The sequence below is a fragment of the Streptomyces sp. NPDC093600 genome (genome assembly GCF_044764755.1).
Lineage (GTDB): Bacteria > Actinomycetota > Actinomycetes > Streptomycetales > Streptomycetaceae > Streptomyces.
On record NZ_JBIWIU010000017.1, the window covers coordinates 88,577 to 114,067 of the forward strand.

25 protein-coding genes, 1 rRNA gene and 1 riboswitch are annotated in these 25,491 nt (G+C 70.6%); of the genes, 8 read left to right on the plus strand and 18 right to left on the minus strand.

The genetic code is table 11. The features are described 5' to 3' along the window. Window positions 1-5: 5 nt before the first annotated feature. Window positions 6-668 (plus strand): pyridoxamine 5'-phosphate oxidase family protein, encoded by a 663-nt coding sequence (locus ACIRB4_RS29775; protein WP_403295502.1) that lies wholly within the window; start codon window positions 6-8, stop codon window positions 666-668. Window positions 669-678: 10 nt separating this feature from the next. Beyond that, complete coding sequence (locus ACIRB4_RS29780; RefSeq protein WP_403295504.1) at window positions 679-1,335, plus strand: FMN-binding negative transcriptional regulator; 657 nt, start codon at window positions 679-681, stop codon at window positions 1,333-1,335. A 117-nt stretch (window positions 1,336-1,452) separates the two neighbouring features. On the opposite strand, the gene ACIRB4_RS29785 is transcribed toward ACIRB4_RS29780, so the two are convergent. From ACIRB4_RS29785 to ACIRB4_RS29795, 3 genes are all read right to left on the minus strand, one after another. Further along, on the minus strand, window positions 1,453-2,475 hold the full coding sequence (locus ACIRB4_RS29785) for a DMT family transporter (RefSeq protein WP_403295506.1): 1,023 nt from the start codon (window positions 2,473-2,475) through the stop codon (window positions 1,453-1,455). 161 nt (window positions 2,476-2,636) lie between these two features. Then, window positions 2,637-3,623, minus strand: coding sequence for an EamA family transporter (locus ACIRB4_RS29790; protein WP_403295508.1), 987 nt, complete (start codon window positions 3,621-3,623; stop codon window positions 2,637-2,639). A gap of 41 nt (window positions 3,624-3,664) precedes the next feature. Beyond that, a complete protein-coding gene (locus ACIRB4_RS29795) occupies window positions 3,665-4,207 on the minus strand; it encodes a Clp protease N-terminal domain-containing protein (protein WP_403295509.1) in 543 nt (180 codons plus the stop codon). A 196-nt stretch (window positions 4,208-4,403) separates the two neighbouring features. Between ACIRB4_RS29795 and ACIRB4_RS29800 the strand changes: the two genes are divergently transcribed. Beyond that, window positions 4,404-4,607 carry a hypothetical protein gene (locus ACIRB4_RS29800; RefSeq protein ID WP_403295511.1) on the plus strand — a complete coding sequence of 68 codons (204 nt, stop codon included), beginning with the start codon at window positions 4,404-4,406 and terminating at the stop codon, window positions 4,605-4,607. A gap of 94 nt (window positions 4,608-4,701) precedes the next feature. After that, window positions 4,702-5,130 (plus strand): SRPBCC family protein, encoded by a 429-nt coding sequence (locus ACIRB4_RS29805; protein ID WP_403295512.1) that lies wholly within the window; start codon window positions 4,702-4,704, stop codon window positions 5,128-5,130. Between the two features lie 108 nt (window positions 5,131-5,238). On the opposite strand, the gene ACIRB4_RS29810 is transcribed toward ACIRB4_RS29805, so the two are convergent. Next, window positions 5,239-5,871: a PadR family transcriptional regulator gene (locus ACIRB4_RS29810; protein ID WP_403295514.1), complete on the minus strand. Its 633-nt coding sequence runs from the start codon at window positions 5,869-5,871 to the stop codon at window positions 5,239-5,241. Window positions 5,872-6,333: 462 nt separating this feature from the next. Here ACIRB4_RS29810 and ACIRB4_RS29815 point away from each other — a divergent pair, with 462 nt between their 5' ends. Next, entirely contained in the window at window positions 6,334-7,143 is an 810-nt protein-coding gene (locus ACIRB4_RS29815) for a PhzF family phenazine biosynthesis protein (RefSeq protein ID WP_403295515.1), read from the plus strand. A gap of 70 nt (window positions 7,144-7,213) precedes the next feature. Here the strand turns inward: ACIRB4_RS29815 and ACIRB4_RS29820 are convergent, their stop codons facing one another. Both ACIRB4_RS29820 and ACIRB4_RS29825 read right to left on the minus strand, forming a co-directional pair. After that, on the minus strand, window positions 7,214-7,993 hold the full coding sequence (locus ACIRB4_RS29820) for a CPBP family intramembrane glutamic endopeptidase (protein ID WP_403295540.1): 780 nt from the start codon (window positions 7,991-7,993) through the stop codon (window positions 7,214-7,216). Between the two features lie 142 nt (window positions 7,994-8,135). Beyond that, window positions 8,136-9,635 (minus strand): glutamate-cysteine ligase family protein, encoded by a 1,500-nt coding sequence (locus ACIRB4_RS29825; protein ID WP_403295517.1) that lies wholly within the window; start codon window positions 9,633-9,635, stop codon window positions 8,136-8,138. A 482-nt stretch (window positions 9,636-10,117) separates the two neighbouring features. Here ACIRB4_RS29825 and ACIRB4_RS29830 point away from each other — a divergent pair, with 482 nt between their 5' ends. After that, a complete protein-coding gene (locus ACIRB4_RS29830) occupies window positions 10,118-10,717 on the plus strand; it encodes a hypothetical protein (protein WP_403295518.1) in 600 nt (199 codons plus the stop codon). A 328-nt stretch (window positions 10,718-11,045) separates the two neighbouring features. Continuing rightward, window positions 11,046-11,252: a DUF5999 family protein gene (locus ACIRB4_RS29835; protein WP_356886323.1), complete on the plus strand. Its 207-nt coding sequence runs from the start codon at window positions 11,046-11,048 to the stop codon at window positions 11,250-11,252. Between the two features lie 107 nt (window positions 11,253-11,359). On the opposite strand, the gene gcvP is transcribed toward ACIRB4_RS29835, so the two are convergent. After that, window positions 11,360-14,245, minus strand: a complete 2,886-nt coding sequence (gene gcvP, locus ACIRB4_RS29840) for an aminomethyl-transferring glycine dehydrogenase (protein WP_403295520.1) — start codon at window positions 14,243-14,245, stop codon at window positions 11,360-11,362. 178 nt (window positions 14,246-14,423) lie between these two features. Next, window positions 14,424-14,522: riboswitch (glycine riboswitch) on the minus strand. Window positions 14,523-14,635: 113 nt separating this feature from the next. On the opposite strand from gcvP, the gene ACIRB4_RS29845 reads away from it, so the two are divergent. Next, complete coding sequence (locus tag ACIRB4_RS29845; protein ID WP_403295521.1) at window positions 14,636-14,998, plus strand: PRC-barrel domain-containing protein; 363 nt, start codon at window positions 14,636-14,638, stop codon at window positions 14,996-14,998. A gap of 125 nt (window positions 14,999-15,123) precedes the next feature. On the opposite strand, the gene ACIRB4_RS29850 is transcribed toward ACIRB4_RS29845, so the two are convergent. The 11 genes from ACIRB4_RS29850 to rrf form a co-directional block, all read right to left on the minus strand. Beyond that, window positions 15,124-16,488, minus strand: a complete 1,365-nt coding sequence (locus tag ACIRB4_RS29850; protein ID WP_403295523.1) for a DNA polymerase IV — start codon at window positions 16,486-16,488, stop codon at window positions 15,124-15,126. A 118-nt stretch (window positions 16,489-16,606) separates the two neighbouring features. Next, the gene (locus ACIRB4_RS29855) at window positions 16,607-17,242 is read right to left on the minus strand and encodes a MerR family transcriptional regulator (protein ID WP_403295524.1); all 636 of its coding nucleotides are present in this window, start codon (window positions 17,240-17,242) and stop codon (window positions 16,607-16,609) included. Between the two features lie 230 nt (window positions 17,243-17,472). Further along, window positions 17,473-17,946 carry a bifunctional nuclease family protein gene (locus tag ACIRB4_RS29860; RefSeq protein WP_158985224.1) on the minus strand — a complete coding sequence of 158 codons (474 nt, stop codon included), beginning with the start codon at window positions 17,944-17,946 and terminating at the stop codon, window positions 17,473-17,475. A 53-nt stretch (window positions 17,947-17,999) separates the two neighbouring features. Beyond that, window positions 18,000-18,743: a MerR family transcriptional regulator gene (locus ACIRB4_RS29865; protein WP_403295525.1), complete on the minus strand. Its 744-nt coding sequence runs from the start codon at window positions 18,741-18,743 to the stop codon at window positions 18,000-18,002. Between the two features lie 29 nt (window positions 18,744-18,772). Next, a complete protein-coding gene (locus tag ACIRB4_RS29870; RefSeq protein ID WP_403295541.1) occupies window positions 18,773-19,714 on the minus strand; it encodes an FHA domain-containing protein in 942 nt (313 codons plus the stop codon). A gap of 81 nt (window positions 19,715-19,795) precedes the next feature. Further along, entirely contained in the window at window positions 19,796-20,680 is an 885-nt protein-coding gene (locus ACIRB4_RS29875) for a DUF881 domain-containing protein (RefSeq protein WP_403295527.1), read from the minus strand. Next, complete coding sequence (locus ACIRB4_RS29880) at window positions 20,677-21,009, minus strand: small basic family protein (RefSeq protein ID WP_015032176.1); 333 nt, start codon at window positions 21,007-21,009, stop codon at window positions 20,677-20,679. Before ACIRB4_RS29880 ends, ACIRB4_RS29875 begins: the two co-directional genes overlap by 4 nt. Then, the gene (locus ACIRB4_RS29885) at window positions 21,006-21,935 is read right to left on the minus strand and encodes a DUF881 domain-containing protein (RefSeq protein WP_403295529.1); all 930 of its coding nucleotides are present in this window, start codon (window positions 21,933-21,935) and stop codon (window positions 21,006-21,008) included. Before ACIRB4_RS29885 ends, ACIRB4_RS29880 begins: the two co-directional genes overlap by 4 nt. Before the next feature lie 99 nt (window positions 21,936-22,034). Next, entirely contained in the window at window positions 22,035-24,530 is a 2,496-nt protein-coding gene (locus tag ACIRB4_RS29890) for a sugar phosphate nucleotidyltransferase (protein WP_403295531.1), read from the minus strand. Window positions 24,531-24,645: 115 nt separating this feature from the next. Continuing rightward, window positions 24,646-25,254, minus strand: coding sequence for a CDP-alcohol phosphatidyltransferase family protein (locus ACIRB4_RS29895; protein ID WP_403295533.1), 609 nt, complete (start codon window positions 25,252-25,254; stop codon window positions 24,646-24,648). A 145-nt stretch (window positions 25,255-25,399) separates the two neighbouring features. Next, window positions 25,400-25,491: ribosomal RNA gene (gene rrf / locus ACIRB4_RS29900) — 5S ribosomal RNA — on the minus strand; the annotation flags it as partial.

Consider the following 25,491-nt stretch of genomic DNA (forward strand, 5'->3'; position numbering starts at 1 on the left):
GCGCAATGACGGACACCTACGAGCGGACCGAGCGGACCTTCCCCACGCGGGGACGCGACCGTGCCTCGTACGACCGCGCCCTGGTGCACTCGATACTCGACGAGGCGTACGTCTGCCACCTCGGCTTCGTCCGCGACGGCGCCCCGGTCGTGCTGCCGACCCTGTACGGCCGGATCGGTGAACGCCTCTATGTCCACGGTTCGACCGGCTCCCGCCCATTGCGCATGGCGGGCAAGGGCGCCGAGACCGCCGGGCTGCCCGTCTGCCTCACCGTCACCCATGTCGACGGCCTGGTCCTGGCCCGGTCCGCCTTCCACCACTCGATCAACTACCGCTCCGTCATGGTCCACGGCACCGCCCACCAGGTGACCGACCCCGAGGAACGGCGCACCGCGCTGGACGCCCTGGTCGACCATGTCGTCCCCGGCCGCTCCCACGACGCGCGCCCGGCCGACGCCAAGGAGCTCGCCGCCACGGCCGTCCTCCGTCTCGACCTCGACCAGGTCTCCGCCAAGGTCCGCACCGGCGGCCCCAACGACGAGCCCGAGGACCTCACGCTCCCCCACTGGGCCGGTGTGATCCCCGTACGCCCGGCCTACGGCACCCCGATCCCGTCCGACGACCTCGATCCGGTGATCGCCCTGCCCGACTACCTCTCCCTCGGCTGAGGGCCGCGCCATGCTGATCCATCCCTGGGACTCCGTTCAGGACGACGACGAGTGGCGCTCCTGGCTGAGCGGCCACGACTTCGGCCAGCTCGCGGTCAACGGCCTGCCCGGCGAACCGCCGTGGGTGCAGCCGATGCACTTCCGCTACGACTCCGAGCCGGGCCGGTACGGGCAGGTGATCGCCCACCTCGCCCGCCCGAACCCGATGTGGGCGGCGCTGGAGGAGAACCCGACGGTCCTGTTGAGCGTGGTGGACGACTATGTGTTCGTTCCCGGCCCCTGGGCGGCCCCCGAGGGGACCCCGGCCGAGCACGGCACCCCCACGTCCTTCTACGCCGCCGTCCAGCTGCGCTGCACCGCGCGGGTGGTCGACGACCCGGCGGAGAAGGCGGAGCTGCTCGACCGCCAGGTCGCCCACTTCCAGCCGGAGGGCGGCACGGCCCCCGTCACGGCCGGCGAGGCGCCCTTCGGACGGCTGCTGTCGGGCCTGCGGGTGCTGCGCCTCGAAGTGACGGACGTCCGCGCCAAGTTCAAGTACGCGAACCACAAGCCGGAGGCGGTCCAGAACCGGATCGCCGAGGGTCTCGCGCGCCGCGCCGCCCCCGGCGACGCGGCGGCCCGCACCCACCAACTCCGCCGCCGCGCCCGCTCCGGCACCACGACGTGACGGGCGGGGCCCGGCGAACGCCGGACGGACCGTTCCGGGCCGGGTGGCCCGGACGGACCGTTCCGGGCAGGGTGGCCCGGACCCCGCCCCGGAACGGTCCGCCGCGCGTCGATACAGCTAGCCCCGCACCTCCTCGCGGGACGCGGGCGCCGTCCGGCTCTCCGAGACCGACAGGCCCACGACGGCCGCGAGCAGCAGCAGGGTGCCCGTCACGGTGGCGGCGGTGAGTCGCTCACCGAGGGCCGTGACCGCGATCAGCGACGCGCTCACCGGCTCCAGGAGCATGATCACGGAGACCGTCGCGGCGCGGACGGCGGCCGCTCCGGTGAAGTAGAGCGCGTACGCCAGCGCCGTCGGGACGGCCGCCACGTACACCAGCAGGCCCAGCACCCGCAGCGGCTCGGCCGTGTGCGGCACGAGCCCCTCGACGATCGCGGCCGGCAGCAGCCCGGCCGCTCCGATCGCGAAGGCCCACGCGGTCGTCGACAGGGCGTCCGACGGCCCGCCGTCCCGCCCCCGCCACCGGGTGAGCAGGGTGACCGCCGAGTACCCGGCCGCCGAAAGGAGCGCGAAGGCCACGCCCAGCGGCCGGACGCCACCGCCGTCGCCGCCCAGGACCAGGACGGCGAGCCCGGCGAGCGCCCCGGCGACGGCGGCGATCCCGCCGCGCCCGAGCCGTTCGCCGAGGGTCAGCCGGGCGCCGACGGCGATCAGGACCGGCCCCGCGCCCAGCGTGACCAGGGTGCCGACCGCGAGGCCGGTCGCCTCGACGGCGGCGAAGTAGGCGCCCTGGAAGACGCCCATGGAGATCCCCGTACCGAGGATGCGGATCAGCCGCCGGCTGCGGGGCTCGGTCGGCCGGACTCCGGCGCGCCGAGGCCGCAGGGCCAGCGCCCCGAGCAGCAGAACCAGGCCGCCGGCCGAGCGCCAGAAGGACAGGGCGAGCGGCCCCAGGTCGCTGCCCCGGAAGATCAGCGAGGCGGCGGCACCGGCCGTGCCCCAGGCGATTCCGGCGACGGCGAGACAGAGGAGGCTCCGCCCGACGGCGGGCGCGGCCGCAGCCGGGGCCCCAGAAGCGGACCGGGCCCCAGACGCGGACGCGTCCGCGAAAGTGAGAGCGGAGGAGGGAGATTTCGACACGTGCTTCTCCGTGTGAAGACGGGTGATGTGGTCGCTCGACTGCGCACGGGGGCAGCGAGGACCCGCTCGGGGACTGCCCGAGCCCGGTCTTCGTCAGGGAGAGTGCCGCCCGCGCCTAGGCGGCCGGCGGCGAAAGTACGGTCTTCATCATGATCGTGACCCTAGAGGGAGGCCCGGTCGGCCGACAACTCCGTTTCCCGGCCGGCCGGACCGGTCCCGGCCACCGGGCCCGGCGACGCGGCCTTCGGTGTCGACGACTGGGCGATGAACGCGCCGACCAGGACCACCGCGCCGCCGAGGATCTGCGGGGCCGCGAGGTGTTCGCCGAGCAGCACCCAGGCGAGGACGGTCGCGATCACGGCCTCCAGGCAGGCGACGACGCCCGCCACCTGCGGTGAGAGCCTGCGCACCGAGATGACTCCGGTGACATAGGCGAGCACGGTGGCGATCAGCACGATCCAGCCGAGGAGCAGCCAGGCCGGCGCGTCGGTGCCGTTCATGTCGGCGGTGCCGCCGAGGACCGACCACTCCATGCCCCACGGGCGGGCGACGACGGTCAGGACGAGGGCGCCGAAGAGCAGTCCGTAGGCGATGACGCCGAGCGGATCGGCCGGGTCCGACTCGTCGCCGCTCTGGTCGGAGAGGACGAAGTAGCCGACCTGGCAGCAGGCGGCGCCGAGGGCGAGGAGCAGCCCGAGCAGGTCGAAGCTCAGCCCGGACCAGATCTGCACCACGCAGGCGAGTCCGCCGACGGCGAGGACGACGCCGAGAGCGGCGGCGCGGGTCACCGGGCGGCGCTGGACGAAGCGGACCCAGCCGAGCACGAGGGCGGGTGCGAGGTACTCGATGAGGAGCGCGACCCCGACCGGAATGCGGGACAGGGAGGCGAAGTAGAAGGCTTGGACACCGGCGACGGCGAGGAGGCCGAAGCCGGCGAGCAGCGCGGGCTTGCGTCGCAGAAGGTCGCGGTGGCGCCAGGCGACGGGCAGCATGACGAGCGCGGCACCGGTCACCCGGAGCCATACGACATGCAGCGGGTCGAGTCCCGCCTCGATGAGCGGCTTGGCCGCCACTCCTGAACCACCGAATGCGAAGGCCGAGGCCAGGGCGAGTCCCAGGCCGGCGCTTCTCCCCTGAGACGCGTGCATCGGGCCATCATGACAGGATGGCGTCAGGTGCGTAACCCCCGTTACACCTGTTGAGACAGCGCCCCGATCCGGTCCCCCAGCGCGCACGGATCCACCCGTGCCCTGCGGAGCACCTCGACGGCCCGGCTGCCCGGATCAGCGGCGATGGCGGCGAGCAGATCCAGGCCACGGGCGCACGGCTCACCGCGCGACGCGGCCCGCTCGAAGGCGCTCGCCATGGCCGCGGCGGCCGAGGGCGACCACTCCGCCGTGCCGCCCCCCAGGTCTGCCCGCCGTACGAGATGTCCGCCGCCGGGCTCCTCGACCGAGCCCTGCCAGCGCAGCCCGTATCCGATGGAGCGCTGAACCAGATAGCCGAGGAGGCGGGCGCGCTGCGAAGCGTCCTCGAAAGCGGCGCCCACCTCGGGGTCGGACTCGACGAGCGAGTGCAGCAGATGGGCGGTGTCGATCTGCCGGTCGCCGTCCCGGAGCGCTCTCCGGCGCGCACCCGCCACGACCGCCGCGAGTTCGGCGGTGAGGCCGGCGGCCATCTCCGCGCGCCGGATCGGCGACTGCGGGGGCACGCGGTGGACGGGTCTTTGCACCCTCCCACCTCATCAGCCGGCGGCGGCCGGAGCATCCCCGGTGAGAAGCATGTGCGCGTCCCACCGGAGTTGTGCGTACCCGAGCGGTTCCTCCTTCTCGGGGATGAGATCGCGCCGGTTCGGTGTCCGGGGCGCGCGCCGCCTTGCCTCGCGCCCCGGACGCAACCACAGCCCCCTCCCGTAACGTCTCCCGTACATGTTCTGGATGGTCGCCCTTCTCGCGCTCGACGGGCGGCAGTACGTGTACCGCGTGTACGCACCGCGGGAGGCACTGCCGGCCGACCTGTTCTGGGCCGCGTTCCACTGCCACGACGAGAGCGGCGGGCCCCGGGCCTCCGACTGGTTCGACTCGGCGCAGATCTGGTGGATCGGAGACGTCGAGGAACTGGCACGCAACTGACGGTTCATCAGTATTGAATGTTCACGGCCGTACGGCTACGTTCCGCGACACCGGATGCCAACCAGCGAACGTGGACGCGTGAAGGGGTGGTCGCATGGCCGAAGTCAGCGCGGAGGCACGACTCGATGCGCCGGCCGAGAAGGTCTGGGCACGGCTGACGGACTTCTCCTCGTACGGCGAGTGGAACGCCACCCACACCGACTTTCCGAACGGCGGCCCGGCCTCGCTCGAAACGGGCGCCACCTTCGCGGAGAACATGAAGCTGATGGGATTCCCGGCCGAGGTGACATGGACGGTCGAGGAGCTGGAGACCGCCCGGGTGCTGGCCATCCGGGGCAAGGGCCCGATGGGGGTCATGGTCGGGACGCGCTACTCACTGGCGGCGGACGGTGACGCGACGACCGTGCGCATCGACGGGGAGTTCACGGGCGCGGCGGTCTCCTTGATGGCGGGCAAGCTCAAGGACTCGGCGACGGCGGCGCTGAACGAGTCGCTGCGCAAGCTGGCGGGCCTGGTGACCTGACGCGCATCGGCACGCACCGGACGAGCACAGAGGCGCACCGACGCTCTCACGGCATACGCGAAAGGGGCCCCGCGGCGGATCGCCGCGAGGCCCCTCCCCCCCGGCCGCTCAGTGCTCGTCGGCCAGGATCAGATACATCTTCTTGCGGGCGTCGTTGATGACCTCGACGGCCTTCTGCCGCTGCTCGGGGCTGCCGGTCTTCCAGACCTGCCCGAACGCCTCCATCAGGCCGAAGCCGGCCTGCCGGATCTCGTTCAGGGCGTCCCAGTCGACACCGCGCCCGGCCTCCTCCCAGGGGGCCTCCGGCCCCGACTCGGCCTCGGCGCGACCGGCGCCCGTGAGCGTGAACAGCTTCTTTCCGCCGTCGCTCGCGCTGGCGATCAGCCCCTCGTCCTCGAGCAGCTGCAGGGTCGGATAGACGGAGCCGGGGCTGGGCTTCCACGCCCCGCCGCTGCGCTCACCGATCTCCCGGATCATTTCGTAGCCGTGCATCGGACGGTCCTTGAGCAGCGCGAGGATCGAGGCCCGCACGTCTCCGCGCCGGGCCCTCCCCCGTCCACCGCCCCCGCGGCCGCGGCCTCCGAAGGGCCCCCCGAACGGTCCGCCACCGAAGCCGGGCCCGAAGGGCCCGAAGGCAGCGCGCCGGCGCTCGAAGTCACCGCGCCCGAATTCCCCACGGCCGCGGTGGCCGGGCCCGCAGTCCCCATGACCATGCCCGTGCTCGTGTCCATGTGTACGCATCGCAACGCTCCTTCCGTCGGGTTACATCGTTGCACTGTCGCGATGCGTCAACGATATATCGGAACTATTCGTTTGCCAAGCGGTCCCGGGCCGCGCCGCTGTCCGGTGCCACGGAACTCCGGTGCCACTGAACGGTGACTATTTGGTGACACCCGCCGCGACGACGTGGTGTACGCGCGCTTCACCAACGGCAGGACGTACTGCGCCCCGCCCAACAGCACCACCACGTTCAACTCCTGGGTGGTCGACAAGATCCGCATCAGCTCCGCTTCCAGCTGCTGACCTGACCCACGCCGGCGCAGCGACGGCCCGCACTCACCCGAAGGAGAGTGCGGGCCGTCCGCGACTGCCGGCCGCGTTCGCGAGCCACGCCGGATTCCGTCCCACCTCACGGCTCAACCGGTCCACTCACCCGCGATTGGCCTTGGCCCGCCGCTTCGCACCGGCGGTACGTTCCGGGGCATGCGGATTCGAATCGTCGACGCCTTCACCGACCGACCCTTCTCCGGCAATCCGGCGGGGGTCCTGCTGCTCGACTCCTTCCCGGACGACCACTGGCTCCAGAAGGTGGCCGCGGAGGTCAACCTCTCCGAGACCGCCTTCGCCCACCCCCTCCCGGCGGGCGGCGAGGCCGACTGGGCGCTGCGCTGGTTCACCCCGACCACCGAGGTCGACATGTGCGGTCACGCCACGCTCGCCACCGCGCACGTCCTGCACACGACCGGCGCGGCGACCGGCACCGTCCGGTTCGCGGCCCGGTGCGGCGTCCTCAGCGCCACGGCCGAGGAGGACGGCACCATCACGATGGACTTCCCGACCTCGCCGGTGACGCCCGTGCCGGTCCCGGACGGCCTGGAGAAGGCACTGGGCGTCGAGGTGGTCTCCGTCCACGACACCGCCGCCCACATCGGTGATCTGGTCGTGGAGCTGCGCGACGAGGAGACCGTGCGCTCGGTCAGGCCCGACTTCGCGGCTCTCGCCCACCTCTCCGACCGGGGTGTCATCGTGACCGCCGCCGCCCAGCGGCCCGAGCGCGGCTACGACTTCGTCTCCCGCGGCTTCTTCCCCGGCGTCGGCATCGACGAGGACCCCGTCACCGGCAGCGCCCACACGGCGCTCGCCCCCTACTGGTCCGCCCGCTTCGGCCGCGACGAGCTGACCGGATTCCAGGGCGGCGCCCGCACCGGCCTCGTCCGCACCCGGCTGCGCGGCGACCGCACCCTTCTGACCGGCCACGCCGTGACGGTCATCGAAGGCGAGCTGCGCGCCTGACCCCGTACACCCCGAAGGGGCGCACGGCCACCGCCGTACGCCCCTTCCCGCACCCTAGGTTCCGTACCCCCTACGGGGTGGGCAGCCAGTCGACCTTCCCGGCCAGCAGGCCGTATCCCACGAAGGCCACGATGTCGAGCAGCGCGTGGGCCACGACGAGCGGTCCGACCCGGCCCCAGCGCCGGTAGAGCCAGACGAAGACGACGCCCATCACCATGTTCCCGACGAAGCCACCGACGCCCTGGTAGAGGTGGTACGAGCCGCGCAGCACCGAGCTCGCCGCCAGGGCGGCTGCCGGCGACCATCCCAACTGGTCGAGCCGGCGCAGCAGATAGCCGACGACGATGACCTCCTCCAGGACGGAGTTCTGCACCGCCGAGAGGATCAGTACCGGGTACTTCCACCACACCTCGGGCAGCGCCTCGGGCACCACCGTCAGGTTGAACCCCGACGCTCGCGCGATCAGGTAGAAGGCGAGCCCGGCGCTCCCGATCCCTGCCGCCACCAGCGCGCCCCGCCCGAGATCCGGCCACGGCCTCGTCCGGTCGAAGCCGATCGCCCGCAGCCCGGAGCCCTCGCGCAGCAGCAGATGTGCGACGAGGAGGACCGGCACGAGCGCCGAGGCGATGCCGAAGAGCTGCCAGGCGAGGTCGAGCCAGGGGCGCCCCGGAGCGTACGAGCCGTTGAGCGTCGCCGCCTGGTCCTTCAGCCCTCCCGGCTTGGTCAGCGACCCGATGAAGCTGATGAGGGCCGAGACCCCGCTCGCTCCGAGCGAGAGCGCGAGCACGACCACCGTCTCGGACCGCAGGATCCTGCGCGAGGGCTCCTCAGGGGGAAGAGAACCGGCCACCACTCGTTGCTCCGACACCACACCTGTCTCCACTTCCCCATCGCTTCCCGGGTACGGAGATCATGCGTGACGCTCCTGGCCGGACGCCATTCCCCCGCTTCTGCCGACCGTCGGCCGCCCCGCCGCGCGCGGGGCCCGGCCCTTACGGGATCCCCACCGGCCAGGTGTGGACCGGCTCCCCCGCCCGCATCAGCTCGGCGTAACGCACGGTCGTGGCCGCGAGCGCCGCCTCCCGGTCGAGGCCGGAGTCGAGCGCCCGGTGGAAGGTGTCGGCCTGCCATGACGCCCCGTTGATCCGCCCGCGGCAGCGCTCCTCGATCACGCCGAGGTAGAAGTCGCGGTCCGCCGGCTCGACGCGCCAGGCGTCGAGGCCTGCCGCGGCCAGCGGCAGCAGCTCGTCCAGGACCAGCCGTACCGCCGGAATCGCCGCCACCCCGCCCGACCGGCCGGGCCGCGGCCAGCGCAGCTCCGCGTCGATCCCGTGGCGGCACGCGGTCTCGAAGTTCACGGCCGCGTCCTCGAACGGCAGCCGCTTCCACACCGGCCGGGCCTCCTCGGCCAGCGCCCGCACCAGGCCGTAGTAGAAGGCCGCGTTGGCGACGACGTCGGTGACGGTCGGCCCGGCCGGCAGGACGCGGTTCTCCACCCGCAGATGCGGGACCCCGTCCACCCAGCCGTACACCGGGCGGTTCCAGCGGTAGACGGTGCCGTTGTGCAGCACGAGCTCGCGCAGCCGCGGCACCCCGCCCCGGTCGAGGACGAGCAGCGGGTCCTCCTCGTCGCAGATCGGCAGCAGCGGGGGGAAGTAGCGCAGGTTCTCCTCGAAGAGGTCGTACGCGGAATCCACCCACCGCTCCCCGAACCAGGTCCTCGGGCGCACCCCCTGCGCCTGGAGCTCCGGCGGCCTCGTGTCCGTGGCCTGCTGGAAGAGCGGCGGCCGGGACTCGCGCCACAGCTCGCGCCCGAAGAGGAACGGCGAGTTGGCTCCCACCGCGATCTGGACCGCGGCCACGGCCTGCGCCGCGTTCCAGACGGCGGCGAAACGCTGCGGGGTGACCTGGAGGTGCAGCTGTACGGAGGTGCAGGCCGCCTCCGGCACGATCGACGTGGCGGTGCACGTCAGCCGCTCCACGCCGTGGATGTCGAGGGTGAAGTCCTCGCCCCTGGCGGCGACGATCTGGTCGTTGAGGAGGGTGTAGCGGTCGACCGAGGAGAGGTTCTCGGAGACGAGGTCGTCCTGGGTGAGCGTGGGCAGAATTCCGATCATGACCACGCTCGCGTCGACTTCACGGGCTTTGCGGTCGGCATATCCTAGACTGGTGGTGAGCTCCTCCCCGAGGCGGTCGAATACCCGTCCGTCGAGACGGTGCGGGGCGATGTTCACTTCGAGATTGAACATTCCCAGTTCCGTCTGGAAATCCGGGCTCGCGATCCGCTCCAGCACCGGCTGATTGACCATCCTGGGCATACCGTCGCGCCCGGCGAGATTGAGTTCGATCTCCAGACCCATGAGATTCCGCGGCCGGTCGAACCTCTTCTCCGCCAGAAGCCTCGCGAGCCCCGCGAGGCACTGCTGGAGCTTCCTGCGATATCGCTGCCGGTCAGACAGGCCGAACCCGTCTGTCTCGACCTTCTCCCCCATCGAAGCGTCCCTCCAGCATGGGCGGCCGCGGCGACGGCCGCGAGTGTCACGGACGATGATGCCCCAGCCTACTGATCCATAACGCCTGCGCGACAACCCCGTGGACCGATAGGCTGAAGAGATTCCCGTCCGGCACATCCCCGAGGCACCGATCAGAGACATATTCCATCGACATAATTGTCGGAACCATGGGATCGATATCCGGCCGTCCGCAGCGGGAACAACGCCGCAGGCCGGCGCCTAGGAACCCACCGGGAAGCCGCCGAATCGCCGCACGAAAAGGACCGGATAGGACCTTGCTTGTAATATCGGCGAGCGCTAGCGGAAACACTGTGTGAACACCTCTCGTATAAACTCCGCGAACGAGGCAGAGTGTTGGCGCCCGGCCATGGCCTCCTGGCCCCCCTTCCGGCCCGGCAGCTGACAGCGCCGTCGTACCTGCCCACGCGTCACCGTGTCTCCTGAGCGAGAGGCGACCCACCATGCTCCGACCCTCACCGGCCCCTGCGCCGGCCCTGCGCAGTGTCCTCGCGGCCCTCGGTTCCCCCACCGCCGTCCGCGAGGCGCGAACGCCCGCCCTCCGAACCGCCCAGGGCCCGCTGAGCCCCGAACTCCCGCTGCCCGTACACGTCCTCGACGTACGGGACCAGGTCGTCCCCCCGGGACAGGCTCCGCGCACCCGGCTCGCCGGCTGGCGCTTCCTCATCCGGGGCACCGACAGGGCCGTCGCCGCCGCGGACACCATGCTCACCCCCGACGGCTGGTCGTTCTCGCATTTCTTCGAAGGGCCGTACGTCACCGCCACGGAACGCGCGCTGCTCCAGGCCGACGCCCTGCCCACGCCGTACCAGCCCCGGCTGCTGTCCATACCGGAGCTGTACATGCTGACGCTCTGGCTGCACGGCGACACCGAGGCCGACGGCGCCTCGGGCCCGCCCGCACCCACCGACCTGCTGGTCCCGCTCGCCCCCGCGCCGCCGGGAATCGCCGCCCATCGCCCGCACCGGGTCGCCGACCTGCTGCCCGTCCTCACCCTGCGCCTGGCGCCGCCGCCGCTGTTCGGCACGCCGGCGCCGGCCTGATCCGTCCCCCCTCCCCGCCCCGCGGCCGGCCCGGTCGCGGGGCGGAATTCCGTCCGGACCAGGTCGAACACCTTCGTCGAACGACTCCCCCCGTACGGACTAGCCCTTTGGTGCTACTCCGAACCACCCGAAGTGACCGCCCAGTTGAGCTGAACCGCCCGCGAGAGTGATACGTCTTCATGCAGTAGGAAGAGCTGCCGCGAAATCCCTGCGGATCGACGTCCGTAGGGGAACACTGGACCAACCGAACCGACAACGGGGGGCGGCCATGAGCACCGCATCGAGCCGCAGGACGACACTCATCACGACGCAGCGAAAGAACCCACCCATGTGCCAGCACCAGCCAGCCTGTCCCACCGCCGACTCCGCCGACCGGGAGGCGGCCCGCCTCATGGCGCACCACCCGGAGCAGGGCTGGAGCCTGCTGTGCAACGGGGTCCTGCTCTTCGAGGACACCGGTGAACTGCTGCCGGACGGGCAGATCATCGCCCCGCACCGCCCGCTGAGGGTGGGGCAGGTGACGACCGCCGCCTGACGACGAGGCGGTTCAGGCACCAGGACCCGTACGAGGGACCGAGAACACGACAAGGGCCGGCCCGGAGGAGACCTCCGAACCGGCCCTGACTCATGCTCGGTCCCTGATCAGTTGTCGTACTCGTCCAGCGGCGGGCAGGAGCAGACCAGGTTGCGGTCGCCGAACGCCCCGTCGATGCGGCGGACCGGCGGCCAGTACTTGTCCGCGGCCGAGACACCGGCCGGGAAGACCGCCTCGTCACGGGTGTACGGGTGGTTCCACTCGCCGCCCAGCGCGGCCGCGGTGTGCGGCGCGTTGTGGAGCGGGTTGTCGTCGGCGGGCCACTCGCCCGAGGCGACCTTCTCGATCTCGCCGCGGATCGCGATCATCGTGTCGCAGAAGCGGTCGAGCTCGGTCAGGTCCTCGGACTCGGTCGGCTCGATCATCAGCGTGCCGGCCACCGGGAACGACATCGTCGGCGCGTGGAAGCCGTAGTCGATCAGGCGCTTGGCGATGTCGTCGACGCTGACACCGGTCGACTTGGACAGCGCGCGCAGGTCGACGATGCACTCGTGGGCGACCAGACCGGCCGGACCCGTGTAGAGCACCGGGTAGTGCGGCTCCAGGCGCTTGGCGATGTAGTTCGCGGCGAGGACGGCGACCTGCGTGGCCCGCTTGAGGCCCTCGCCACCCATCAGCCGCACGTACGACCACGAGATCGGCAGGATGCCGGCCGAGCCCCACGGGGCGGCCGAGATCGGGCCGACGCCCGTCTCGGGGCCCGCGGTGGGCTGCAGCGGGTGGTTCGGCAGGTACGGAGCGAGGTGCGCGCGCACCCCGACCGGCCCGACGCCCGGCCCGCCACCGCCGTGCGGGATGCAGAAGGTCTTGTGCAGGTTCAGGTGCGAGACGTCGCCGCCGAACTTGCCGGGCTTGGCGAGTCCCACCAGCGCGTTGAGGTTGGCGCCGTCGACGTACACCTGGCCGCCGGCATCGTGCACCTGGGCGCAGATGTCGGCGACGTGCTCCTCGAAGACACCGTGCGTGGAGGGGTAGGTGATCATCAGCACGGACAGCTCGTCGCGGTACTGCTCGATCTTGGCGCGCAGGTCCTCGACGTCCACCTCGCCGTCGTCGGCGGTCTTGACGACGACGACCTTCATGCCGGCCATCACCGCGCTGGCGGCGTTGGTGCCGTGCGCGGAGGACGGGATGAGGCAGACCGTGCGCTGCAGGTCGCCGTTGGCGCGGTGGTAGGCGCGGACGGCCAGCAGACCGGCCAGCTCGCCCTGCGATCCGGCGTTGGGCTGGATCGACACCTTGTCGTAGCCGGTGACCTCGGCGAGGCGCTCCTCCAGCTCGGTGATGAGCGTGAGGTAGCCCTGCGCCTGCTCGACGGGGGCGAAGGGGTGGATCTGGCCGAACTCGGGCCAGGTCACCGGCTCCATCTCGGTGGTCGCGTTCAGCTTCATGGTGCAGGAGCCGAGCGGGATCATGCCGCGGTCGAGGGCGTAGTCGCGGTCGGCGAGCCTGCGCAGGTAGCGCAGCATCGACGTCTCGGAGCGGTGCGCGTGGAAGACCGGGTGGGTCAGGTACGCGTCGGTGCGCAGGAGCCCGTCGGGCAGCGTCTCCTCGGCGGCGGCGTCCAGGGCCTCGATGTCGGCGTCGACACCGAAGGCGCCCCACACGGCGGCGAGCTGGGCGCGGCCGGTGGTCTCGTCGCAGGAGATCGACACGTGGTCGGCGTCGACGAGGTACAGGTTGACGCCGGCCTCACGGGCGGCGGCGACGGCCTCGGCGGCCTTGCCGGGCACGCGGACGGTGAGGGTGTCGAAGTACGAGCCGTGCACGATCTCGACGCCACCGGCCCTGAGGCCCTCGGCGAGGACCGTGGCGTACCGGTGGACGCGCTGGGCGATCTGCTTCAGACCGTCGGGACCGTGGTAGACGGCGTACATGCCGGCCATCACGGCGAGCAGCACCTGCGCGGTGCAGATGTTGCTGGTGGCCTTCTCGCGGCGGATGTGCTGCTCGCGGGTCTGCAGGGCCAGGCGGTAGGCGCGGTTGCCGTCGGCGTCGACGGAGACGCCGACGAGGCGGCCGGGAAGGGAGCGGGCGTGCTTGTCCTGGACGGCCATGTAGCCGGCGTGGGGCCCGCCGAAGCCCATCGGGACGCCGAAGCGCTGGGTCGTGCCGACGGCGATGTCCGCGCCCAGCTCGCCGGGCGAGGTGAGCAGCGTGAGCGCCAGCAGGTCGGCGGCGACGGTGACGATCGCGCCGAGCTCGTGGGCGGCGTCGATGACCGGCTTGATGTCCCGGACGGCGCCGGAGGCCCCCGGGTACTGGATCAGCACACCGAAGACACCGCGCTCGGCGATGTCGGCGGGGATTCCCTCGCTCAGATCGGCGACGACGACCTCGACGCCGGTCGGCTCGGCCCGGGTCTCGATGACGGCGATGGTCTGGGGCAGGGCGTCGGCGTCCACGAGGAAGACGCCGTTCTTGACCTTGCCGACGCGCCGGGACAGGGCCATGGCCTCGGCGGCCGCGGTGCCCTCGTCGAGCAGCGAGGCGCCGGAGGTGGGCAGACCGGTGAGGTCGGCGACCATGGTCTGGAAGTTGAGCAACGCCTCCAGACGGCCCTGCGAGATCTCCGGCTGGTAGGGCGTGTACGCGGTGTACCAGGCGGGGTTCTCCATGACGTTCCGGAGAATCACCGGCGGGGTGAAGGTGCCGTAGTAGCCCAGGCCGATCATCGGGGCGAGGACCTGGTTGCGGTCGGCGAGCCCGCGCAGCTCGGCGAGGACCTCGGCCTCGGTGCGGGCGGCGGGAAGGCCGAGCGCCTCGGCGCTCTTGATCACGTCCGGCACGGCGGCGGCCGTGAGCTCGTCGAGGGAGCCGTAGCCGACCTGCGCGAGCATCTTGGCCCGGGCTTCGGCGTCGGGCCCGATGTGCCGCTGTTCGAACGGGATGCCCTGCTCGAGCTCGGAGAGCGGAATGCGGTGGGCGGTCATGTACGGAGGCCTCCTGGTCGTCACGACCTGCGAGGGGCACCACGGCGCGGGTGCCCGGACGGCCTCCCCCTCTGTCATCTCAACCTGAGAGTTTCACCGGCACGCCGAAGGGCACGCCGGCTTTCACCGTCGGTGAGAGCGGATGCCGTCGGACGCCCGCCCTGCTTTCCAGAGTGACCTCGTCCGTGCGGTACAGGGGCCTGAGAGATTCCGGGGAGGATTTGCTCCTTCGGCGCCTCCGGAATTTCTCTCCGGAGGACTCTCCCGCACGGGGTCGACAGCCACAGCCAGCCTACCAGCGCGGTTCCCGCTCCCATCGCTCAAGTGGCCGACATCCCAGATGTGCACTTTCGTAGTCTTTGAAGACCAGTCGCGACAGTTGGAGGGACCGTGCAGACCGACATCGATCCGCGCAGCCTGATCGGCCGCAAGGCGTTCGACCGCGACGGCAACAAGATCGGCACCGTGGACGAGGTGTACCTCGACGACGCGACGGGCGTGCCGGAGTGGGCCGCGGTCCGCACGGGCCTGTTCAGCCGGGACGCCTTCGTCCCTCTGGAGCCCAGCGAACTGGTCGAGGACGGCCTCCACGTCCCGTACGAGCGGGCTCTGATCAAGGACGCCCCCGACTTCGGCGTGGGCCGCCATCTCTCCCCGGAGCAGGAGCTCCAGCTCTACCGCCACTACAACATCGCCCTGCCGCCGGTGCCGGACCACGACTTCGGCCACCTGGCGGGCCAGGAGGAGGCCTGACCGGCCCCTCCGGCATCTCCAGCCCCGTTCGCCCCGGGGGCCGCGCGTCGCGGCCTTCCGGGGCGACCGCTTGCCCGCGGGAGCAACCCTCCCTGTCGGCACACCCGTGTGCGGCAGGCCGGCTCCTAGGCGACCGCCGCCGTCCCCGCCCCGCCCCCCACCAGCGGCAGCGGGTCCGCCGGCTCCAGGTCCGGGTCGTCGACGGGGAAGGTCCGCACCCGGCCCGGCCCCGACCCCGGCTCCTCGAAGCGCACGGTGACCCGCCCGACCCCGCTTCCCTGCACCCACCCGGCGCCGTACACCGCGTGCCGTACGTCGTGCCCGGGCGCCCAGCGCCGCTCGGCCGGCGCCTCCGGCTCGACCGCCTCCGGCGCCACGGACGCCTCCCCCGGCTCGTCCTCCGACGGCGGCTCCGCCGCCTCCGCCTGCGCGAACAGGTCCTCCTGCGTGTAGTCCGCCAGCCCGCTGACCCCCACGCCCAGCAGCCGCACCCCGCCCGTCGTGTCCACCCCCTCGAGCAGCCGGCCCGCCGCCTCCCGCACCACCACCGGATCGTCCGTGGGCCCGCGCAACGTCTCCGACCGCGTCAAGGTCGAGAAGTCGTACCGCCGCACCTTGAGCACGATCGTCCGTCCCGAGTGCCCCGAGCCCCGCAGCCTGCCCACGCACCGCTCCGCGAGCCGCTCCACCTCCATCCGGATCCGCACCCGGTCGTGCAGGTCCACGTCGAAGGTGTCCTCCACCGACACGGACTTCGCGTCCCTCTCGGCCACCACGGGGCGGTCGTCGTACCCCTGGGCCATCCGGTACAGGGAGGCCCCATGCGCCCGCCCCAGCAGCCGTACAAGCTCGTCCTCACCCGCTTCCGCGAGGTCCGACACCGTCGTCATCCCCGCCCTGCGCAGATGCTCCCCCGTGGCCGGCCCGACGCCCGGCAGAATCCGCACCGACCTCGGTCCGAGCAGCTCCCGCTCCGTACCCGGCTCTATGAGCACCAGCCCGTCGGGTTTCGCCTCCTCCGACGCGATCTTCGCCAGCATCTTGGATCCCGCGAGCCCCACCGACCCCGTCAGTCCCGTCGTCGCGAGGATGTCCCGGCGCAGCAGCTCCCCCGCCCTGCGGGCGCTCGCGCTGTCGTCGGCGACGCCCCCCGCCTCCAGGTCCACGAACGCCTCGTCGAGGCTGAGCGGCTCCACGAGGGGCGACAGCCGTCCGAGCAACTCCATGACCTGCTCGCTGATGGACCGGTAGAACGCGAACCGGGGCACGAGATAGGCGGCGTTCGGCGCCCGCCTGCGCGCCTGCGCCATGGGCATCGCCGAATGGACGCCGAAGCGCCGTGCCTCGTACGAGGCGGTGGCAACGACTCCGCGCGGCCCGAGACCGCCGACGACCACCGGTTTTCCGCGCAGGCTCGGTTTCGCCGCCTGCTCGGCGGCGGCGAAGAAGGCATCCATGTCCAGATGCAGAATCGTCGGCGCGGCTCTCACATCTCCGATGCTGCCCTACGCCACTGACAATCGGCTCGCACTCCCGTGCGGACGCGCCCGGCAGGCGGTCCCCAGGGGCCGGCTCTCCGGCCCGAGCACCATCCAGGGCGTCCAGGTCTCAGACGGCCCGGTCCCGCCGGCGTCGCGCCAGCTCGTCGCCGGGGTTGTGCCCGATCAGCGTCTCGCCGGTGTCCACACGCTCACCGTGCAGTTGCGAGAGCGCGGCCTCCACGTCTCGCCAGACCACTCCCACCGCGATCCCGAAGACGCCCTGCCCCCCTTGGAGCAGATCCACGACCTCGTCGGGCGAGGAGCACTCGTACACGGTCGCGCCGTCGCTCATCAGCGTCATCCGCTCCAGATCGCGAAAGCCGTGGGCCCGCAGATGCTGCACGGCCGCCCGGATGTTCTGAAGCGCGACCCCGGTGTCCAGGAAACGTTTGACGATCTTGAGGACGACGACGTCACGGAAGCTGTACAGCCGCTGCGTCCCCGAGCCGTAGGCGGGCCGAACGCTCGGCTCGACAAGGCCGGTACGCGCCCAGTAGTCCAACTGGCGGTAGGTGATCCCCGCCGCCGCGCACGCGGTGGGCCCGCGGTATCCCACGGTCTCCGTATCCGCGTCCGCACCCGTGGCCGCGTCCGCACTCGCGTCCGTACCGAAGTCGCTCACACCGCCGTGAAGCGGATACGGACCGTTCTCACCGGGCGCACGCCCGAGGGAGCCCCCTGCCGTACCGTCGCCGCTGCTCATCACGCCGACCCTCCGTCCTTGACCTGCCCACACGAAGGTAGGCAGTCACTCGGGGTGCGTCAACGATCGCCACACTCGGCACGCCGAGTGATAATCACCCTGAGAGTGGTTTCCCGTATCTCTCTTCGGGGAAAGGCTACTCGAATGCGCTGACGCGCCCTCGGATCAGCGCCCGCGCGGGACGGCACTTCGCCGCTTCGTCCGCCGGGACAGAGCCTCGCCGGAACGCCTCACTGGCTGCTGGAACCGAAGTCCTCCGGGGAGATCTGGTCGAGGAATTCGCGGAACTTCTCCACCTCGTCCTCCTGCTCGTCCGGAATCGCGATACCGGCGTCGTCCAGGACACCGTCACTGCCGAAGATCGGCGTCCCGGTGCGCAGGGCCAGCGCTATCGCGTCGGACGGCCTGGCGCTCACCTCGACGCCGCTGGCGAAGACCAGCTCCGCGTAGAAGACCCCTTCACGGAGGTCGGTGATGCGGACCTCGGTGAGCTCCTGGCCCACCGCCTCAAGGACGTCCTTGAAGAGGTCGTGCGTCAGCGGCCTGGCAGGAGCCATGCCCTGCTGAGCGAAGGCGATCGCGGTCGCCTCACCCGGTCCGATCCAGATGGGGAGGTACCGATCGCCTCCCACTTCACGCAGGAGCACGATCGGTTGGTTGGAGGGCATTTCGACCCGGACACCCACAACGTCGAGCTCGTTCACACAGCAACCCTAGGACGTGCTCGACCGGTTTGGGTAGTCGGGACCCCCCAAGATCACTGCAACCGGATGCCCAGCGCCGTCTGCACCAGTGCCGCGTGCAGCCTCACGGAGAGCCCGGCGAGCTCCTTGGCGGTGGCCTCCGCATGCGCTCTGGTCTGCGGATTACGGTGCCGGCGCAACGGCGCGACCATCTGTTCGACCAGCCCGGCCTCCCGGTCCGCGGCCGCTTTCACCGCCCGAAGATGGCGCGGTTCCAGACCGAATCTCCCCAAGTCCGCGACAAGTCTCGCGACGGTGACCGCCTCGGCGTCGTACCCGCCCTCGGCTGCCGGAGCGATGAGCCCGTACGACTCCCACTCCGCGAGCTCCTCCTCGCTCACCTCGGCGGCGGCGAGCAGCTCGGCCCGGCCCACCCGGGTGGCGGTCGGACGGTCGCCCTCCACCTCCCAGGCACCGTCCAGCAGGTCCCGCTGGGGGCTCGGGGCGGGCAGCGTGACCTGTTCACCCCGGGCGAGGGCGTCGAGATGCTCGCGGATGACTTTCAGCGGAAGATAGTGGTCACGCTGCATCCGCAGGATCTGAGCGAGCCGCTCCACGTCCTGCGGGCTGAACTTCCGGTACCCGGAGGCCGTCCGCCGGGGCTCGACGAGCCCCTCGGCCTCCAGGAACCGGATCTTGGAGATGGTCACTTCGGGAAACTCGTCGCGCAGCTGATTCAGCACCGCGCCGATGCTGACCAGCCGGTCGCCCGCGGCGGCGGCACCGTGTCCGGCACCGCCCGTCGGTGTTCGCAGCATGGACCTTCCCTGAAGGCTTCTCCGAGGCGTTACGCGCCCCGCTGGCTCGAGTAGAACACCAGCCGGTACTTGCCGATCTGCACCTCGTCGCCGTTGGACAGAACGGCCGAGTCGATCGGCTCACGGTTGACGTACGTACCGTTCAGGCTGCCGACATCGGCGACCGTGAAACTGCCGTCCTGCGCCCGCCGGAACTCCACATGCCGCCGCGACACCGTCACGTCGTCCAGGAAGATGTCGCTCTGCGGGTGACGGCCGGCCGTGGTCAGTTCGCCGTCCAGCAGGAAGCGGCTGCCGGAGTTCGGGCCACGACGCACGACGAGGAGCGCCGAACCGGTCGGCAGCGCCTCGACGGCCGCCAGCGCCTCGGGCGACAGCGACGGAACGGCGGTCTGGCCGGTGACCTCGGAGTCGTACGCCTCAAGACCCGAGATCGAGATCGTGGACGTCGTCTCGGACGCGCGCTCCACGGGCACACCGGCACGCAGTGGCGCACCGCAGTGGGAGCAGAAACGGCTGTCCGCGGTGTTGCGGTGACCGCACCTCGTACACACCGGCATGGACGCATCCTCCTGCCGCGGCTGGCCCGCGGAGGTCTGGGTCGCATACGGGTCGGGGGTGAACCCTCCACCCGCACTCGAGGTCGATGGTTCTCCGAAACCTATGCGGCCGGCACCGGCAGGGTCAACAGACGACGCGCCCTGTCCGCCCGGAATGTCACCGCCCTGGCCATCGACCTCATCACGGAAGAGGGGGCGCTCGCCACCCTGTTCCTCACTCTGGGCATGGCGCGGCGCGCGGTGCTTGGCGTTGCCGCCGTCCTCGCGTGCGCTCTTGCCGAACAACTTCGCAAACAACTTCACGGGCGATTCCCCTTGACCGAAACAGACCCGCCCGTGGGGCAGGACGAACCCTGAATGAACACACCTGCCGACCCGGACATTCTCACAACGTCCGTATCCTCCGGACAGTTTCCACCACGCACCACGCTTGTGGTGCGGCGACCCCCCGCAACCTCTTGCCCTTGTCGCGTGACCGTCATGCACCCCGCCTCACTGCGAGGACGACTGAGCGTAGTCAGGCCGCTTCGCAGGTCGCAAGGCATCCACGACGATCTTCTCGGACCGGGCCACAGTGGCTGTGGCCTGCTCCTTCTCCAGGGTCTGGACGACTCCACCGGGGATGTTGAGCGCGGGCTCGAGATCCTCGGGCTTGCCGATGACCTTGAAGACGTACGGAGCGGCCACCTTCGTTCCATCGATCTCTATCGAACCGTCACCGCCCGAGAAATAGCTGTCCGCCACCACCCGTACGTCGTTGACCTGGATCGCCTCGGCACCGGCGGCGCGCAGCTCCTGGATGGCGTCGAGCAGCATGTCCGACTCGACCGCGCCCGAACCGTCCGCGATGGTCAGTGTGATCCCCGGCCCCTCGGCCGCGACCGTGCCGGCCAGGATGCCGAGCTGCCGCTCCTTCTCCTGCGTCTGCTTCCGCGCCTCCTCGGCCTGGTCCGAACTGGACTCCAGCTCCGAGCGCTGGCTCTCCAGCCGCGCCTTCTCGTCCTCGAGTCGCTGCGTACGGTCGTCGAGCTCGTCCAGGATCCGCACCAGGTCCTCCTGGCGGGCGCCGCGCAGCGCGCTGTTGTCACTGGTCGAGCGCACCTGGATGGCGAGGCCGAGGCCCAGGACGAACAGCAGGACGGCGACGATGAGCTGAGCCCGGCTCACGCGCGGCGGCCACAGGCCGGCCTTCAGCCGCTGCCGTCCCGTCATGCCGTTCCCGGCAGCCGCCTCCTGCGGAGCTTCGTCGTGGGGAGCCGGCTCCGGAGGAGCGGCGTTCCTCGAAGTCGGGGGCGGCGTCCCGTTCGAGGGGTTCTCAGGGGTTTCGTTCTGAGGGGTTTCGTTCTGGGGAGTCTCGTCGTTGCTCATCGGCCTCACGCCCGGAACACATGGCGCCGGATGGCGGCCGCGTTGGAGAAGATCCGGATACCGAGGACGACGACCACGCCGGTCGACAGCTGGGCGCCGACGCCCAGCTTGTCGCCCAGGAAGACGATCAGCGCGGCCACGACCACGTTGGAGAGGAAGGAGACCACGAAGACCTTGTCGACGAAGATCCCGTCGAGCATGGCCCGCAGGCCGCCGAAGACCGCGTCGAGGGCGGCGACCACGGCGATCGGAAGATAGGGCTCGACCACCGCCGGAACCTCGGGCCGGACCAACAGTCCGACCACGACTCCCACGATCAGGCCCAGTACGGCGATCAAGATGTGCCCTTCCCTGTGTCGGCCGTGGCCCGCCCGGTGGCGTCGGCCGCCCCGGCTCCCCTCGGCACTGCTGTACGTACGATCAGGCTCGGCGCGGCCGGCAGACGCACCTCGGCCTGGACCGAGATGCTCGTCCGGATCCCGAAGTTCTCCTTCAGCGCGTGCAGGTACTGCCCATCGGCGCTGTCCTGGAACGCGGTGCTCAGCCGCTGCCCGTCCCCCACCGCCAGCACGGTGTACGGCGGCACCAGCGGCTTGTTGTCGACCAGTATGGCGTCGCCGGCCGCCCGGATCGCGGACAGGGACGTCAGCCGCTGCCCGTTGATCGCGACGGCCTCCGCGCCGGACTCCCACAGACCGTTGACGATCCGCTGCATGTCCCGGTCACGTACGCGCCCGGTGTCGGCGAACCCGCTGCTCTCCCGGGGGCCTCCGCCGCCCTGGTCGGTGCCCTTGGCGTCGTCGACGACGAGCCGCACGCCAGGGCCTCGCACCGGCGTGGCACCGGACAGCAGCGCCACGAGCTCGGCCTGGTCTCCACCGTGCTGCTCCAACGCCTTGCGCTGCCGCTCCCCCACCTCGGCACGGATCTTCTCGACGTCCCGCTCCAGCTTGTCGGCCGCCGCGGTCTCCGCGTCGATCCTGCCGATCAGCTCCTGCCGCTCCTTGGCGACGACGGGCGCCGAGATCCGCGCCTCGGCGGCGCCGACGGTCACCACGGCCGCCGCCAGGACCAGTCCGGCCGCCAGGCCGAGCTTGGCCCGTAGGGTACGGGGGAGACCGCCGCCCTCCGCCTCCCGCCGGGCTGACGCCTCCGCGTAGCCGTCGTCGAGCGCGTGGTCCGTCACGTTGTTCAGCAGCGACATGGACGCGTCCGGACGCGGGGCGGGTGATCCGGTGCTCCGAACGGGGTGCTGCTGCGACATGCCGCACATCGTCGCACGTCGTACGGCCTACCGCCGAATGGCCCCACCGATGAGCCGGGAGGCGTCTCACGACACCTCCCGGCTCACCCGTGCGGTCGGTCAGTGACCTGCGCTCTCGACCACACCCGCCCATTCGTCGAGCAGGGCCTGCGCCGAGGTGTCGTCGGGGCCCTCCGCCCACAGATGGGTGACGGCCTCGGCCGGGTCGGGCAGGACCATCACCCAGCGCCCGTCCGCCTCCACGACACGTACACCGTCGGTGGTGTCCACGGACCGGTCCCCGGCCGCCTCGACCACGCGCCGCATGACCAGGCCCTTCACGGCCCACGGGGTCGCGACGTCGCGCTTCAGCACATGCGCCCGCGGGATACGCGCGTCGATCTGGCTGAGCGTGAGCTGTGTCCGCGCGACCAGACCGATCAGCCGCACGAAAGCGGCCGCACCGTCGAAGACGCTGCTGAACTCGGGAATGATGAAGCCACCGCGGCCGTCACCGCCGAAGATCGTGGACTCCTCGCGGCCGACCCGGGTCAGATCATCCGGCGAGGTCGTCGTCCACTCCACCTGAGTGCCGTGGTACGCGGCGACCTGCTCGGCGATCCTCGTGGTCGTCACCGGCAACGCCACCCGGCCCGAGCGCCGCTCGGCGGCCACCAGGTCGAGCATGACCAGCAGCGACCGGTCGTCCTCGATGATCCGCCCACGCTCATCGACGAGCGACAGCCGCTCACCGACCGGGTCGAACCGCACTCCGAACGCGGCCCGGGCCGACGCCACGATCTCCCCGAGCCGGACGAGACCGGCGCGCCGGGTCTCGGCCGTCTCGGTGGGCCGCGACTCGTCGAGACCGGGGTTGATCGTGAGCGAGTCCACCTGGAGCCGGCCGAGCAGGCTCGGCAGGACAAGGCCGGCGCTGCCGTTGGAGGCGTCCACCACCACCTTGAGCCCGGCCTCCGCGATCCCGGAGGTGTCGACGTTCCTCAGCAGTGAGCCGGTGTACGAGTCGAAGACGCTCGCCGGGAAGGAGAGGTCACCGATCTCGCCCGGGAACGCCCGCCGGTACTCCTGCCGCGCGAACACCCGGTCCAGCTTGCGCTGGCCGGCCTGCGAGAGGTCCGCTCCGCGTTCGTCGAAGAACATGATGTCCACGGAGTCCGGCACGCCGGGCGAGGTCCGCAGCATAATGCCGCCCGCGCTGCCGCGCGCGGTCTGCTGGCGGGCCACGGGCAGGGGTACGTTCTCCAGGTCGCGTACGTCGATGGCGCTGGCCTGCAGCGCGGAGATCACCGCGCGCTTCAGCGCACGGGCACCTCTGGAGTGGTCGCGCGCGGTGGTGACCGTCGAACCCTTCTTCAGGGTCGTGGCGTACGCTCCGGCCAGCCGGACGGCCAGCTCGGGCGTGATCTCCACGTTGAGGATTCCGGACACGCCGCGCGCGCCGAAGAGATGCGCCTGGCCCCGGGACTCCCAGATGACGGAGGTGTTGACGAACGCACCGGCTTCGATCGTCTTGAACGGGTACACCCGGACATTGCCCTGCACGATCGATTCTTCACCGACCAGGCACTCGTCCCCGATGACGGCCCCGTCCTCGATCCGGGCGGCCCGCATGATGTCGGTGTTCTTGCCGATCACGCAGCCGCGCAGATTGCTCTGCTGACCGATGTAGACGTTGTCGTGAATGACGGCCTTGTGAAGGAAGGCGCCGCTCTTGACGACGACGTTCGAGCCGATGACCGAGTGTTCGCGGATCTCTGCGCCGGCCTCGACCTTGGCGTAGTCACCGATGTACAGCGGACCGCGGAGAACGGCGTCGGGATGGACCTCGGCCCCTTCCGCCACCCAGACACCAGGCGAGATCTCGAATCCGTCGAGCTCGACCTGAACCTTTCCTTCGAGCACGTCGGCCTGCGCCTTGACGTAGCTCTCGTGGGTGCCGACATCCTCCCAGTAGCCCTCGGCGACATAGCCGTAAATGGGCTTGCCTTCCTTCATGAGCTGGGGGAAGACATCACCCGACCAGTCGACCGGAACGTCCGCCTCGACATAGTTGAAGACCTCGGGCTCCATGACGTAGATGCCCGTGTTCACGGTGTCCGAGAAGACCTGGCCCCAGGTCGGCTTCTCCAGGAACCGCTCGACCTTGCCCTCCTCGTCCACGATCGTGATGCCGAATTCCAGCGGATTCGGCACGCGCGTCAGGCAGACGGTGACCATGGCGCCCTTCTCCTTGTGGAAGGCGATCAGGTCGGTGAGGTCGAAATCGGTGAGCGCGTCCCCGGAGATGACGAGGAAGGCGTCGTCCTTCAACGCCTCCTCGGCGTTCTTCACGCTCCCCGCCGTGCCCAGCGGTTTCTCTTCGTTGGCGTACGTGAGCTCCATACCGAGCTCTTCGCCGTCACCGAAGTAGTTCTTGACGAGGGAAGCGAGAAACTGCACGGTGACGACGGTCTCGTTGAGACCGTGCCTTTTGAGCAGTCGCAGGACATGCTCCATGATCGGCCGGTTGGCCACCGGCAGAAGAGGCTTGGGCATGCTCGAGGTCATCGGGCGAAGTCGAGTTCCTTCGCCACCGGCCATCACGACGGCCTTCATGTCGGAAGCGTCCTCCTTGAAGAGACGACGGTCCAGCCGACTTCGCCTGCCACTCAGTGGCCCTCCAGCGTCCTCGCTGCTGCCGGCGACGTTGCACGGCACAGGACAGACGGGCTCAATCGGCCGCGGTATCCGCCTTCACGAGTCGGCGGACCTGGACCACGTAGAGGATCCCTGCCCACCAATACAGAGTTGTACCCCATCCGGCGAAGGCCCACCCGAAAACTTCAGCGAGTGATGCCAGCCATCCGGTTCCGTCACTGAGCAGCAGCAGAGGGAACGCGTACATCAGGTTGAAAGTGGCAGCTTTACCGAGAAAGTTCACCTGAGGCGGCGGATAGCCGTGCCGGCGGAGGATTCCTACCATCACCAGCAACATCAACTCGCGCGCCAAAAGGGCCAGGGCCAGCCAGAGCGGCAGGATCTCGCGCCAGGTCAGCCCGACGAGGGTGGAGAGAATGTAGAGCCGGTCGGCGGCCGGGTCCAGAAGCCGGCCGAGGCTGCTGATCTGGTTCCAGCGGCGGGCGAGCTTACCGTCGAGGTAGTCGCTGACGCCGCTCAGCATCAGCACGAGAAGGGCCCAGCCGTCGCTCTTCGGGCCACCGAACTCGGGACGGAGAATCAACCACAGGAAGAGCGGCACGCCCAGCAGGCGAGCCATGCTGAGGATGTTGGGGATGGTGAGCACCCGGTCCGTCTGAACGCGAGTCTCCTGGACCTCCACCCGGGGGCCTCCTGTGGGAACGTGCCGATGTTGCCCCCTGACCTTACCTTCAGCCACGAGGGACCAGTGCACAGGGGTCGCTCGCCCCCGGAACGCAAAAATGCCTCAACCCCCGGAGCTAGTCCGGGGGTTGAGGCTAAAAATTGTTCGGCGGCGTCCTACTCTCCCACAGGGTCCCCCCTGCAGTACCATCGGCGCTGAAAGGCTTAGCTTCCGGGTTCGGAATGTAACCGGGCG

Excerpts from the sequence above, each read along its gene's own strand:
- ACIRB4_RS29815 (WP_403295515.1), top strand. The coding sequence starts at position 6,334 with ATGCGGATTCGAATCGTCGACGCCTTCACCGACCGACCCTTCTCCGGC.
- ACIRB4_RS29890 (WP_403295531.1), bottom strand. The coding sequence starts at position 24,530 with ATGAAGGCCGTCGTGATGGCCGGTGGCGAAGGAACTCGACTTCGCCCG.
- ACIRB4_RS29865 (WP_403295525.1), bottom strand. The coding sequence starts at position 18,743 with ATGCTGCGAACACCGACGGGCGGTGCCGGACACGGTGCCGCCGCCGCG.
- ACIRB4_RS29775 (WP_403295502.1), top strand. The coding sequence starts at position 6 with ATGACGGACACCTACGAGCGGACCGAGCGGACCTTCCCCACGCGGGGA.
- ACIRB4_RS29830 (WP_403295518.1), top strand. The coding sequence starts at position 10,118 with ATGCTCCGACCCTCACCGGCCCCTGCGCCGGCCCTGCGCAGTGTCCTC.
- ACIRB4_RS29805 (WP_403295512.1), top strand. The coding sequence starts at position 4,702 with ATGGCCGAAGTCAGCGCGGAGGCACGACTCGATGCGCCGGCCGAGAAG.
- ACIRB4_RS29835 (WP_356886323.1), top strand. The coding sequence starts at position 11,046 with ATGTGCCAGCACCAGCCAGCCTGTCCCACCGCCGACTCCGCCGACCGG.
- ACIRB4_RS29800 (WP_403295511.1), top strand. The coding sequence starts at position 4,404 with ATGTTCTGGATGGTCGCCCTTCTCGCGCTCGACGGGCGGCAGTACGTG.
- ACIRB4_RS29855 (WP_403295524.1), bottom strand. The coding sequence starts at position 17,242 with ATGAGCAGCGGCGACGGTACGGCAGGGGGCTCCCTCGGGCGTGCGCCC.
- ACIRB4_RS29810 (WP_403295514.1), bottom strand. The coding sequence starts at position 5,871 with ATGCGTACACATGGACACGAGCACGGGCATGGTCATGGGGACTGCGGG.
- ACIRB4_RS29825 (WP_403295517.1), bottom strand. The coding sequence starts at position 9,635 with ATGGGGGAGAAGGTCGAGACAGACGGGTTCGGCCTGTCTGACCGGCAG.
- ACIRB4_RS29885 (WP_403295529.1), bottom strand. The coding sequence starts at position 21,935 with ATGTCGCAGCAGCACCCCGTTCGGAGCACCGGATCACCCGCCCCGCGT.
- ACIRB4_RS29790 (WP_403295508.1), bottom strand. The coding sequence starts at position 3,623 with ATGCACGCGTCTCAGGGGAGAAGCGCCGGCCTGGGACTCGCCCTGGCC.
- gcvP (WP_403295520.1), bottom strand. The coding sequence starts at position 14,245 with ATGACCGCCCACCGCATTCCGCTCTCCGAGCTCGAGCAGGGCATCCCG.
- ACIRB4_RS29780 (WP_403295504.1), top strand. The coding sequence starts at position 679 with ATGCTGATCCATCCCTGGGACTCCGTTCAGGACGACGACGAGTGGCGC.